Below are 13108 nucleotides of genomic sequence, written 5' to 3' on the forward strand. Positions count from 1 at the left end.
AACGGTGTAAGCAAAAATTTCGAATGGCATTTGAAAGAATGCGAATGGCGTTGGAAGCAGAGTATTGATGATTTAGAAAAACATTTATGGTCGCTTCTGCAATAAATTATACCAATCACTCTGCTAGTCTAGAGCCTATGCATTTGCCGCGTCATAACCGTCAAACGGCGCACAATTTCAGCTGGCGTATAACGGTCATTAATCATTTGATTGGCTTCTAGAGAAAACAAGCCTTCCATAATGCCGACGGTGCCGGTATCCACCACGTGAATCGCAATTTGCTTGCGCAGCAAACGTGCAATATCGCTGATGTCGGAATAGGTTTTACTTAGCGTTGAGGAAATGGTCGGCACAATAACGTCGGTATAGCCTTTTTTAATTAAATAATCAAAGGTTGCCAGCATGGCTTCTGTATCTGGCGGCTGCGTACTGGGCAGCAATTTGGGATTATTTTGCATCCAGCGGTAAAAATTTTGCGCGCGTAAATTTTGCCCGTCCAAATAATCATTATCCGGCGGCGTATGTACATGCAAACGCAAGACCTGAATATTTTTCGGTTTGCCTTCAAAATCATCTAATGATGAAGTAGAGGTGCAAACGATGGCGCATTGATGTTTTTTAGGTTGCATAAGGATAAAAAGACAGAAAATCGGGGCATTTTAGCGGAGTTTTCGGATTTTGCACACTTAAGCGCAAGCATAATGAATCGCGCTCACAATAATGCTTAGTCTTGCAAACCTGCTACGGATTGTATTACCACATAATTTTGCTGCTGCCATTGCAGAATTTCTTCGTTTTCCAGCTGGCGAATCAGGCGGGATAAGGTTTCGGGGCGGATTGCCAAATACTGCGCCAAGTCTTTTTTCGGCATGGGAATATAGAGGCGGTGCCCGTTTTTCGCATTCACTGGCAATTGCTGGCGCACATATTGCACAAAACGGCTGCGCGCATCCAAAACGCTCAGCATTTCAATTTGCTGACTCAGCAAATGGATATGTTCGCAGCATTTTGCCAATAAGGCGACCGCCAAATCGGCATGTTGGATAATCATTTTGCGATAAAATTCACTGTTGACCACCAATAATTTACTCGGCATGACCGCCATGGCATTTGCGGGATAGGTATCGCGCCCCATAAACATCAAGGCTTCTGCAAAACTGCTGCCGCGCTCGAAAATCCGCACGGTTTTTTCTTTACCGTCCGGCGCGCTGAAATACAGGCGCACCGCGCCTTCCAAGATAAAGAAAAAAGCGGAGGTGGCTTCGTTCTTATTAAATACCAAAGCATCTTCGCCGTATTGCTGTACGCGGCTATGGACGAGCAGACTTTTTCTTTGTTCAGGGTTAAGCGGCGCAAACAAATGGTGGTTTTCAATTTGCGCAAGGATTTCTAATTCCCGCATGCATTTTCCTCAATTTACTGAAATTATGATAAAAATAGTAATCCCACTATTTCTGCCGCTATTATATAGTCAATTCATGGCAAAATTAATCATTTTTCAAACGGGTAGGTCGGATACTTGTATCCGACATTACTTAAAATATAAATTTTTCGGATTCAAGAACTCGATTTAATTCTCTATAAATTAGTGTTTTAGACATTTATACCCAACACAATTTGTCATGGCGTATGCTTTATGGCATAAACGCCTAAGCTAAGGTTAAAAATATAATGTTCTCATTTATTATGAATCGACTATATTTGGCAAAAGCAGAACTTTTATACAGATATTTAAGCCGTTATAGCAATAAAAAACGCTGCCGAAGCAGCGTTCTTAAAGATTAGCGGGGTTTACTGTTTGCCACACGGCCTTTGAGTTTTTGCCCTGCTTTAAAGCTTACGACGCGGCGGGCTGTAATCGGAATTTCTTCGCCGGTTTTCGGATTACGACCGGGGCGCTGGCTTTTTTCGCGCAGCTCGAAATTCCCAAAACCCGATAATTTGACTTCTTCGCCGGAAGCCAAGCACGTGCGGATTTCCTCGAATAATTCGTCAACCATTTCACGCGCATCAGGACGCGCCAAGCCGACTTGAGTAATAATGGATTCAACAATATCTGCTTTTGTAAGTGTCATATTTTTCTACCTTAATTCAGCACCATAGGTGCGGTTTACTGCTTGCACAAGGCGCGTAATAATACCTTCAACTTCTTCATCTTGCAAGGTTTTTTCTTGGTCTTGCAAAATAAGTCCCAAAGCTAGGCTTTTCTTGTTTTCCGCCAGATTACCGCCGGTAAAGACATCAAAAACAAAAGCTTCTTGCAAGAGCCCTGCGGCTTCTTTGCGCAAACAGTCCAATATATCCGCCGCATCAACCGCTTTATCCAGCACCAATGCCAAATCGCGGCGCACCGCAGGATATTTGCTAATCACGCTGAATTGCGGCGTATATTGCGTAGGCAATGCCTGCATATCCAGCTCAAAGACCGCGAAATCGCCGCCTTTTGTCCCCAGCGTTTTCAGCATGTGCGGATGCAGAATCCCCACTTGCCCGATTAACTGTCCTGCCAAATAAATATCGGTGCTTTGCCCCGGATGCAGATAGGCGGCTTGGCTGCGTTGATACTGTACCGGCAAATCGCCCAGCAATTGCTCCACCACACCTTTAACATCAAAGAAATCCACTGCACGCGCCTTCTCGCCCCATTGCTCCGGACGTACCAGTCCGCTCATCACACCCGCTACACGATAAATTTGCGCGCATTCCACCGCTTTGTCGCCGCGCGGATGGAAGACATTGCCCAGCTCGAACAAACGCAGCTCGTTTTGCTGACGATTGCGGTTATAGACGGCGGTATTGAGCAAACCTGGCAAAAGACTTAAGCGCATTTCCGCCATTTCCGCGGAAATCGGATTAAACAGATTCACGGTCGGCGCATCGGCAAAAAACGCCGCATGCGAAGCGCGGTCGATAAAGCTGTAGGTAATCGCTTCTTGGAAACCCAACGCCAGCAATTGTGCGCTCACATGCGCATCAGGACGCGGCGGCTGGCAGTCTTTTTGATAATCGACCTGCGGTAGACGATTCGGCACATCGTCATAGCCGTCAACACGCGCAATTTCTTCAATCAAATCCGCCTCAATCGCCAAATCAAAACGCCAAGTAGGTGGTGTAATCTGCCAGCCTTCTGCCGTTTGCGCAATGTGACAACCCAAAGCCGTAAAAATTTTCCCTACCGTCGCCGCCTCATAGCCGCGACCGATACGGCGGGCAATCGCCTTTTCTCTTAATGTAATCGGCTGACGCTGAGGCAGATGCTGAGAATGCACGTCCATAGACACTTCCCCCGCCCGACCGCCGCAAATCTCGATAATCAAACGGCTTGCCAATTCCATTGCCGCGCGCTGCAAAGCATAATCCACACCGCGCTCAAAACGCTGGGCGCTATCGCTCGATAGTGCAAACTGCCGCGCTTTGCCGGCAATACCCACCGGCTCAAACCATGCCGCTTCCAAGACGATTTTCTGCGTGTTTGGCGAACAGGCACTATCAAGCCCACCCATTACGCCGGCAATTGCCAAAGGTTTTTCCGCATCGGCAATCAAAAGAACTTTCTCGTCCAATACCGCTTCATTGCCATTAATCAGCATCAATTTCTCGCCTGCCTGCGCCTGACGAATCACAATGCCGCCGCTGATAGTCGCCGCATCAAAAGCATGCAGCGGTGTGCCCAAGAGCAGCATCACATAATTCGTTACATCTACCAAAGGATCATGCGTACGCAAACCCGCGCGGCGCAGACGTTCTTGCAGCCATAGCGGTGTCGGGCGCGTATTATCCACGCCCTCAATCACGCGGGCGAAATATTGCGGACAAGACTGCGGCGCTTGATTGCGAATCGCCACCGTCTCTCCGCTTTCCACTGCCAGCGCTGCCACGCCAAGCTGCTCGGCAGAAAAATCCGCCGGCAAATCCTGTTCCAGCAGCATCGCCGCCTCACGCGCCACGCCGCGCATCGAAAAACAATCCGCACGGTTCGGCGTTAAATCCACATCGATAATCACATCTTCCAGCGACAAATAGCGGCGCAAATCTTCGCCCACCGGCGCATCGGCAGGCAAAATCAGCAAACCGCTATGGTCTTCGCTCATGCCCAATTCGCGCGCCGAACACAACATACCGAAAGACTCTACGCCGCGCAGTTTGGATTTTTTAATCTCCAATCCCGGCAACTGCGCCCCAATCAAAGCCACCGGCACTTTCACACCTTTTGCCACATTCGGCGCCCCGCAGACAATCTGCAAAGGCTCCCCGCCAGCATTCACCGTTGCTACACGCAATTTATCCGCATCGGGATGCGCGACCAAATCCAGCACCTCGCCGACCACCACACCGCTGAATTCAGCAGCGGCAGGCAATAAACTATCGACTTCCAAACCCGCCATCGTCAAGCGCTTGCTCAATTCCTGCGCCTCTGCAGCAATACCGAAATCCGCTTGTAGCCAAGCCTTACTTATTTTCATCTTAACCCTCAGAATTCATTTTGGAATTGACGCAAAAAACGCACATCGTTTTCAAAAAACATCCGCAAATCTTTCACACCGTAGCGCAGCATCGCCAAACGCTCGATACCCATGCCGAAGGCATAGCCCTGATATTGCTCAATATCAATGCCCATATTCTGCAAGACATCGGGATGCACCATGCCGCAACCCAAGACCTCCAGCCATTTTGCCTCCGCCTCGCTACCCTCATCAAAAAAAGCAATATCTACTTCCGCAGAAGGCTCGGTAAAAGGGAAAAAAGAAGGACGGAAACGCACCTGTAAATCCTCGCGCTCGAAGAAATCGCGCAAAAAATGCACCAGCAAACCTTTTAAATCAGCAAAAGTAGAATGCGTATCGACCACCAAGCCCTCGCATTGATGAAACATCGGCGTATGCGTCATATCCGAATCGCTGCGATACACACGCCCCGGCGCAATAATACGCAGCGGCAGCGGCTCGTTTTCCAAAGTGTGAATTTGCACATTTGAAGTCTGCGTGCGCAAGACCGTCTGCACGTCAAAATAAAAAGTATCCTGCATCGCGCGCGCCGGATGGTGCTCGGAAATATTCAAAGCAGTAAAATTATGATAATCATCGTCAATTTCCGGACCGGTACGCACCGTAAAACCAAGCTTGGCAAACCAATCCTCAATCCTTTGCCGCGTCAGCGTCACCGGATGCAAACCGCCGCTAAAGCCGCGCCGCCCCGCCAAAGTAATATCTACCTGCTGCGCCGCAAAACGCGCCTGCAACTCCTGCGCCTGCAAGAGCTCTTGCCTGTCATTCAAAGCGCCGCTGAAAGCCTCGCGCACTTCATTGATGATTTTCCCCATCTGCGGACGCACAGCCGCATCCACTTTGCCCATTGCCTGCGACTGCTGGCTGAAATACCCTTTTTTAGACAAATAAGTATTTTTTACTGCCTCAAGCGCCGCCATATCCGCCGCTTCTGCCACCGCCTGCAAAGCCTTTTGCAGATTAAGCTGCAAATCCGCTTCTAATTCAGCTAATTCACTCACAAGAATTTCCGTTTGTTATTGTAAAGGCGCGGATTGTAGCAAATCTCCAATCAAATCTGTAGTCAAAGTCCTGTTCAAAAGTGCCAACAAATCTCCGCCTGAAAACCTATACTTATCTGTCCATACAAAACAAAAAGGCTAAATCCCAGAATGGAATTTAGCCTTAAGACTACTCAGTCAAGCAATTGCTTATAAAGCCGCTTTTGCTTTTTCTGCCAAAGCGCCGAAAACCGCTTTGTCATATACCGCTAATTCAGAAAGAATTTTACGATCTACTGCAATGCCTGCTTTTTTCAAACCATTGATAAAACGGCTGTAAGACAAGCCATGAATACGGGCAGCCGCGTTAATACGCACAATCCACAATTGACGGAATTCGCGTTTTTTCGCTTTGCGGTCACGGTAAGCGTATTGACGCGCTTTAATTACCGCTTGATTGGCAACGCGAAACACCTTACGGCGAGCGTTGTAATAACCTTTTGCTGCTTTTAATACTTTTTTATGACGAGCGCGCGCCTGCACACCACGTTTAACTCTTGCCATCTAAATTCTCCTTAACCAATCATTTGTTTAACTGCTTTCACATCGCTTTCGTGGATTTGCATCGTGCCACGCAATTGACGCTTACGCTTGGTTGATTTCTTGGTCAGAATATGACGGACATGAGCATGACCGACTTTGTAACCGTTTTTGGTTCTTTTGATGCGCTTAGCTGCGCCTCGATGGGTTTTTAATTTTGGCATTATTGACTCCGCATTGTTTGCCGTAAAAATATATTGCACAAAACGTGCAGCCTTTTTATAAAGCGAGCCGTTATTTTTTCGGAGCAAGCACCATCACCATTTGGCGACCTTCCATGCCTGCTTTCTGCTCCACCGTACCGACTTCGGATAAATCCGCTTCAATACGGCTGAGCAAATCACGACCGAGATCCTGATGCGCCATTTCACGACCGCGAAAACGCACCGTTACTTTGGCTTTATCACCGCTTTCGAGGAAACGGGTCAGGTTGCGTAGTTTGACCTGATAGTCTCCCTCGTCTGTTCCGGGACGGAACTTGATCTCTTTAACTTGAATGCGCTTTTGATTTTTGCGCGCTTCTTGTTGCTTTTTCTGCTGTTCAAAGCGGTATTTGCCATAATCCATGATACGGCAGACCACGGGTTTGGCGGTTGCCGCCACTTCCACTAAGTCTAAATCCTGCTCATAAGCAGCGTCCAAAGCCTCTTCGATAGAAACGACGCCGCGTTGCTCTCCGTCGGCGTCGATTAAACGAACCTCTGATTCGCGAATCTCTTCGTTAACTCGCGTTTCGTTTTGCTTAGCTATTGCTAATCTCCTGTGATTTGCTGTCGATTAACCGGCGAATCATGGCGATAACGTCCTGCACCGCCATGGAGCCCAAGTCTTTGCCTTCGCGCGTACGCACGGAAAGCGTGCCGGCTTCCTTCTCTCTCTCGCCTGCGACCAATAAAAAAGGCACGCGAGCGAGCGTGTGTTCGCGGATTTTATAGCTAATCTTCTCATTACGCAAATCTTTTTCAATGCGCAAATCTTGCTCGAACATTTGACTTGCAACATCAGCCACATAATCGGCTTGCGCGTCGGTAATCGGCATCAAGACGGCTTGCAGCGGCGACAGCCATACCGGCAGCCAGCCGGCGTATTGTTCGATTAAAATGCCGATGAAGCGTTCCAATGAACCCAATACCGCGCGATGTATCATCACAGGTGTTTGTTTTTCGCCGTTTTCATCCACATATTGCGCGCCCAAACGTTCCGGCATGGAGAAATCGAGCTGCACGGTGCCGCATTGCCAACGCCGCCCAATGCTGTCTTTTAAAGTGAATTCGATTTTCGGACCGTAGAACGCGCCCTCTCCCGGTTGCAGGCGGTAATCCAAGCCCTGCGCTTCTAAGGCTAATTTAAGCGCGGTTTCCGCTTCGTCCCAAATCTCATCGCTGCCTACGCGTTTTTCAGGACGGGTGGACAGTGCCAACTCTACTTCCGTGAAACCGAAGTCTTGATAGACTTCATAAACCATGCGGCAGGTATTTTCGATTTCGCTGCGGATTTGCGCGCGGGAACAGAAAATATGTCCGTCATCCTGCACAAAGCGGCGCACGCGCATAATGCCGTGCAAAGTGCCGGAAGGCTCATTGCGATGACAAATGCCGAATTCCGCATAGCGCAGCGGCAATTCGCGGTAGCTGCGCAAGCCCTGATTGAAAATCTGCACATGTCCTGGGCAGTTCATCGGCTTAATCGCATAGTCGTGTTCGTCAATGCAGCAAGTAAACATATTGCCGCCGAATTTATCCCAGTGCCCCGATTTTTCCCACAAATTGCGGTCAAGAATTTGCGGTCCCTGCACTTCCTGATAGCCGTATTTGCGCAATTTGTGCCGCATGTAGTTTTCGATTTCGCGGTAAATCGTCCAACCTTTGGCGTGCCAGAAGACCATGCCCGGCGCCTCTTCCTGCAAATGGAATAAATCCTGCGCTTTGCCGATTTTGCGGTGATCGCGTTTTTCCGCTTCGGCTAATTGCGCCAAATAGGCATCAAGTTCTTTTTTATTGCGAAAGGCGACGCCGTAAATTCTTTGCAAAGGCTCGCCTTTGGCATCGCCGCGCCAGTAAGAGCCTGATAATTTAGTGAGTTTAAAGGCTTTAATTTTGCCCATGTCCGGCACATGCGGCCCGCGGCACATATCGATATATTCCTGATGATAATAGAGTCCGACCTGCTCAACGCCGTCGTCAAAATCATCAATCAGGCGGACTTTAAAATCTTCGCCGCGCGCAGCAAAGATGGCGCGCGCTTCTTTTACGGGCGTCCATACTTTTTGCACGCCGTAACCTGTGGCGGCAAGGCTTTGCATACGTTCTTCCAAAGCGAGCAAATCTTCAGGGCTAAAACGATGTTCGCTGTCGATATCATAGTAAAAGCCGTTTTCAATTACCGGTCCAATAACCATTTTCGCCTGCGGATACAGTTGCTTTAAGGCATGACCCAATAAATGCGCGGTAGAATGGCGGATAATTTCCACACCGGCTTCGTCTTTATCGGTAATGATGGATACGGCGGCATCTTCGCGGATGTCATCGCTCAAATCGCGCAATTCGCCGTTCACTTGCACGGCAATCGCCGCTTTTGCCAAACCCGCACCGATGGAAGCGGCAATCGCCGCGCCCGTTGTTACCCCTTCAAATGACTTGATACTGCCGTCAGGGAGAGTAATCGCCACCATATATGTATCCTTTCTTACTGCGCCGCGCGCAAAATCCAAAGCGGTTATTGTACTGCGTTTGCCGATTTAGGCAATTGCTTATTTGACTTGATTGTGAAAACTTGATAAGCAGGGAGAATTTGCTCTGATGTGGTGCCTGCCTGCACCGTTTTGCGGTGCAGGCATCGCCCTTATCTCTATATCTCGACGGCGATTATTAGCCGAAGCGGCACGGCTTTTTATTCTTTTACCGAATGCCGCTCTGAGGGCATCTTGCAATAAGCGCAGCTAATATTCAATAAGGCTTAGCAAGTTTTGTGCAATTTATTTCCGCCTTGATTATATGCAAATGCACAATACGATAAATAACTATTTTTCAGTAATTTAAAAACAAAAAATCTTTCATTGTGCATTGCAGCATTTTTAATATGGATTAAAACGCCGCTGAACGCGACGCATTCTTTACAAATTCTTCATCCCCGCCTTACAATCGCGCCGCCTAAAACGTAAACAATCTATAGGAGTACAGATGAGCGCCCTAAATTTCATTAAAGAATATTTACAGCAACATCATGATTATTTTACAGAAGTCAGCGAGTATATTTTCCGGCATCCTGAAACACGTTTTGAAGAATATCAGTCTGCCGCCTATTTGGCAGCGCAATGCGAGCACATGGGCTTTCAAGTCGAGCGGCAGGCGGGCGGCATCGAGACGGCTTTTGTCGCCACTTGGGGCAGTGGCGCGCCCATCATCGGTTTTCTCGGCGAATTCGACGCCTTATCCGGCTTAGGACAGGTGCCGAATCAAACGACTTCCCAAGCCACACTCGAATGCAGCATCGGACACGGCTGCGGACACAATCTCTTAGGCACGGGTGCCTTTGCCGCCGCCTGCGCCGCCAAAGCCTATCTGGAAGCCAATCAACTCCCCGGCACGGTCAAATTCTTCGGCTGTCCCGGCGAAGAAGGCGGCTCCGGCAAAACCTTTATGGTGCGCGAAGGCGTGTTTGAAGGCACACATCTCGCCCTTACTTGGCATCCTTCGCCCGCCAACTGCATTATGAGCCTGAGTTCGCTGGCAAATTATCAAGTCTATTTCCGCTTTAAGGGCATCACTTCCCATGCCGCCAACTCGCCGCATTTAGGGCGCAGCGCCTTGGATGCAGTGGAGTTGATGAATGTCGGCGTGCAGTATTTGCGCGAACACATCATTCCGACAGCACGCATTCATTACGCCGTAACCAATACCGGCGGTATTTCGCCGAATGTGGTGCAGGCGGATGCGGAAGTCTTATATCTGATTCGCGCGCCGCAAGTGGCGCAAGTAGAAGAGATTTATCAGCGCGTAATTAAGATTGCCCAAGGCGCGGCATTGATGACCGAAACCGAGCTCAGCATCCGTTTCGACAAAGCCTGCTCCAATTATGTCGGCAACCGCGCTTTAGAATCTCTGCTGTTCGAGAGTTTGCACAGCATCGGCGTCGAAGCGCCCAATGCGGAAGAAATCGCTTTTGCCAAAGGGATTTACGACTCCCTCACAGAAGGCGAGCGCAAAAATTATCTCGGACTCATGCGCAGCTTCGGCTATGTGGGCGACGGCAGCGAATTCGCCGGCAAATACCTCTCCGACAGCATCTCGCCCTATGTCGCCTCTGAAGAAGCGATGGCAGGCTCAACCGATGTGGCGGACGTGAGCTGGGTGGTGCCGACCGCGCAGCTGAGCACTTCCACCGCCGCACTCGGCACCGCTTTGCACACTTGGCAAATGACCAGCCAAGGCATTTCTTCCAATGCGCACAAAGCCATGCTACGTGCTGCCGGCGCCATGGCATTGACAGGCGTGCAAGCCGCGCAAGATGCCGCCGTCCTTGAAAACATTCAGGCGGAATTTGCCCGCTTCCAAGCGGCAAATCCTTACCGCAACCCGATTCCCGCCGGTATACGTCCCTCAACCTTAAATAAATAGGAGATTCCTCGATGACAGAAACCAAAACCAAACAAGGGTTTTTCAACCGCTTTCTCAATGTGGTGGAATTTATAGGCAATAAACTGCCCAACCCTTTCATGCTCTTTGTCTATTTGACCCTAATCGTCATGCTCGTCTCATGGTTGATGAGCAGTCAGGGCTTATCCGTCGTCCACCCCGGCAAAGGCGAAGTGCTGCCGATTAAAAACCTCTTTTCCGGCGAAGGCGTGGAATACATGCTGACCTCGCTGCTGAAAAACTTCACCGGTTTTGCACCCCTAGGCTTGGTGCTGGTTATGATGATGGGTATCGGGCTGACGGAAAAAGTCGGCTTGTTCGACTACGCCATCCGCCGTTCCATCATGCGTTCTCCGCCTGCCCTGCTGACCTATTCGATAGCCTTTGTCGGCATTATGGGCAATATCGCCTCGGATGCCGCTATGCTCCTGATTCCGCCGATTGCGGCAATGGTTTTTTATAAAGTCGGGCGTCATCCTTTGGCAGGCTTGGCAGTCGGCTATGCCGCCTCCAGCGCCGGCTTTACTGCCAACCTTTTCATTGCCGGCACCGATGCGCTCTTGGCGGGCATATCTACCCAAGCGGCAAAAATCGTGGATACCAATATTGAAGTCACACCTGTTGCCAACTGGTATTTCAACATCGCCTCCGTCTTTATGCTGACCTTATTGGCAGGCTTTATCACCACCCGCATTATCGAGCCGCGCTTAGGACGCTACGAAGGCGCAGAAGTACGCGTGGACATGGAAGAAGATTCGCCCAAAGCGCCTAAAGCCCTGCGCAATGCCTGCATTGCCGGCTTGATGTACATCGTCTTTTTCACGGTAGCGATTGTGATGGAGGGCAGTATTCTGCGCAATCCCGACTTCAGCCTGACCCCGCAGCCGCTCTTCCTCAAAGGCATTATTCCGATTCTGTTCGGCTTCTTCCTGATTGTCGGCGTTACCTACGGTATTACCATCGGCAAAATCAAATCCAGCAATGATATGGTCAATTACATGAGCGAAAGCGTGCGCGATTTGGCGGGCTACATCGTCTTGATTTTCGTCATTGCGCAATTTATCGCCTTCTTCACATGGTCGAACATCGGCACATGGATTGCCGTCAACGGCGCCAGCTTCCTCAAAGACATCAACTTCACCGGCATCGAGCTGATTATCGCCTACATCATCTTCACCGCCTCTCTGAACTTTATGATTACCTCGGGTTCGGCAAAATGGGCATTGGAAGCGCCGGTCTTCATTCCGATGTTTATGGCATTGGGCTACAACCCCGGCTTCGTGCAAGCCGCCTATCGGATTGCCGACTCTTCCACCAACATCATCACACCGCTGATGCCTTACATGGTCGTCATTCTGACCTTTATGCAGAAATACGACAAACGCGCGGGCATCGGCACCCTCATCTCCCTGATGCTGCCCTACTCGCTCATCTTCCTCGCCAGCTGGATTGTGCTAATACTGATCTTCTTCTATCTCGGCATTCCCTTCGGGCCCGGCGTCGGCGCGCACCTCTAAACCCATTCCCCTCTGCGGAGGGGAATCTTATTTTTAAGGAACCAATATGAACGACCATCTCAAACAACAACTCATCGCTTGGCGGCGCGATTTTCACCGCCACCCCGAACAAGGCTTTTTGGAAATGCGCACCGCCTCCCGCATCGCGGCAGAACTGCATCAACTCGGCTACGCATTGCGCCTCGGGCGCGAAGTGATGCGCGAAGACGCCATCATGGGCAAACCCGATGCCGCCGCCACCGCCGCCCATGCCGAATGGGCATTGGCAAACGGCGCACAGCCTGAATTTTTTGCCCATTTCAAAGACGGCTTTACCGCCGTCGTCGCCGAACTGGATACCGGCAAAAGCGGACCGACGACCGCTTTCCGCGTCGATATGGACGCCCTGCCGATTCTCGAAAGCAGCGAAGCGGCGCACCGTCCGCAGCAACTGGGCTTCCGCTCGATTAAGGAAGGCTCGATGCACGCCTGCGCCCATGACGGACACAGCGCCATGGGGCTGGCGCTGGCGCATCTCATTATGCAAAACAAAGACCGCCTCTGCGGCAAACTGCGCCTGATTTTTCAACCCGCCGAAGAAGGCGTACGCGGCGCAAAATCCATGGTCGCGGCGGGCGTTGTCGATGATGCCGACTACTTTATCGCCGTCCATCTCGGCACGGGCGTTGCCCACCGGCATTTTGTCGCCGCCTCCAGCGGCTTCCTCGCCACCTCCAGCGGCTTCCTCGCCACCTCTAAATTGGACGTGCAATTCAAAGGCGTCGCCGCCCATGCCGGCGCTGCGCCGCAGGAAGGCAAAAACGCCCTGCTTGCCGCCGCGACCGCCGCGCTGAATCTGCACGCCATCTCGCGCCACAGCGCGGGCGCCTCGC

At 50.5% G+C, this 13108-nt stretch carries 12 protein-coding genes; 3 read left to right on the forward strand and 9 right to left on the reverse strand.

Going from position 1 to position 13108, the window contains the following annotated elements; all coding sequences use genetic code 11:
• Positions 1 to 128: 128 nt before the first annotated feature.
• From ACJHVI_RS06830 to thrS, 9 genes are all read right to left on the reverse strand, one after another.
• The gene (locus ACJHVI_RS06830) at positions 129 to 629 is read right to left on the reverse strand and encodes a DegV family protein (RefSeq protein WP_483183976.1); all 501 of its coding nucleotides are present in this window, start codon (positions 627 to 629) and stop codon (positions 129 to 131) included.
• Positions 630 to 724: 95 nt separating this feature from the next.
• Positions 725 to 1402: a Crp/Fnr family transcriptional regulator gene (locus ACJHVI_RS06835; RefSeq protein ID WP_483183978.1), complete on the reverse strand. Its 678-nt coding sequence runs from the start codon at positions 1400 to 1402 to the stop codon at positions 725 to 727.
• A 379-nt stretch (positions 1403 to 1781) separates the two neighbouring features.
• Positions 1782 to 2075, reverse strand: coding sequence for an integration host factor subunit alpha (locus ACJHVI_RS06840; protein WP_483183980.1), 294 nt, complete (start codon positions 2073 to 2075; stop codon positions 1782 to 1784).
• A gap of 6 nt (positions 2076 to 2081) precedes the next feature.
• Complete coding sequence (pheT, locus tag ACJHVI_RS06845) at positions 2082 to 4463, reverse strand: phenylalanine--tRNA ligase subunit beta (protein WP_483183981.1); 2382 nt, start codon at positions 4461 to 4463, stop codon at positions 2082 to 2084.
• 8 nt (positions 4464 to 4471) lie between these two features.
• A complete protein-coding gene (gene pheS, locus ACJHVI_RS06850) occupies positions 4472 to 5506 on the reverse strand; it encodes a phenylalanine--tRNA ligase subunit alpha (RefSeq protein ID WP_483183982.1) in 1035 nt (344 codons plus the stop codon).
• Between the two features lie 189 nt (positions 5507 to 5695).
• Positions 5696 to 6049: a 50S ribosomal protein L20 gene (gene rplT, locus ACJHVI_RS06855; protein WP_483183984.1), complete on the reverse strand. Its 354-nt coding sequence runs from the start codon at positions 6047 to 6049 to the stop codon at positions 5696 to 5698.
• Positions 6050 to 6060: 11 nt separating this feature from the next.
• The gene (rpmI, locus tag ACJHVI_RS06860; RefSeq protein WP_115217807.1) at positions 6061 to 6249 is read right to left on the reverse strand and encodes a 50S ribosomal protein L35; all 189 of its coding nucleotides are present in this window, start codon (positions 6247 to 6249) and stop codon (positions 6061 to 6063) included.
• Between the two features lie 70 nt (positions 6250 to 6319).
• Complete coding sequence (gene infC, locus ACJHVI_RS06865) at positions 6320 to 6835, reverse strand: translation initiation factor IF-3 (protein WP_483183992.1); 516 nt, start codon at positions 6833 to 6835, stop codon at positions 6320 to 6322.
• Positions 6828 to 8756, reverse strand: a complete 1929-nt coding sequence (thrS, locus tag ACJHVI_RS06870; protein ID WP_483183986.1) for a threonine--tRNA ligase — start codon at positions 8754 to 8756, stop codon at positions 6828 to 6830. Before thrS ends, infC begins: the two co-directional genes overlap by 8 nt.
• A gap of 508 nt (positions 8757 to 9264) precedes the next feature.
• Between thrS and ACJHVI_RS06875 the strand changes: the two genes are divergently transcribed.
• From ACJHVI_RS06875 to ACJHVI_RS06885, 3 genes are all read left to right on the forward strand, one after another.
• Positions 9265 to 10701 (forward strand): amidohydrolase, encoded by a 1437-nt coding sequence (locus tag ACJHVI_RS06875; protein WP_483183987.1) that lies wholly within the window; start codon positions 9265 to 9267, stop codon positions 10699 to 10701.
• An 11-nt stretch (positions 10702 to 10712) separates the two neighbouring features.
• Positions 10713 to 12236, forward strand: a complete 1524-nt coding sequence (locus ACJHVI_RS06880; protein ID WP_483183988.1) for an AbgT family transporter — start codon at positions 10713 to 10715, stop codon at positions 12234 to 12236.
• Between the two features lie 46 nt (positions 12237 to 12282).
• Positions 12283 to 13108, forward strand: an 826-nt coding sequence (locus ACJHVI_RS06885; RefSeq protein ID WP_483183990.1) for an amidohydrolase, incomplete at its 3' end; no start/stop codon positions are given.

The organism is Suttonella sp. (assembly GCF_056855035.1).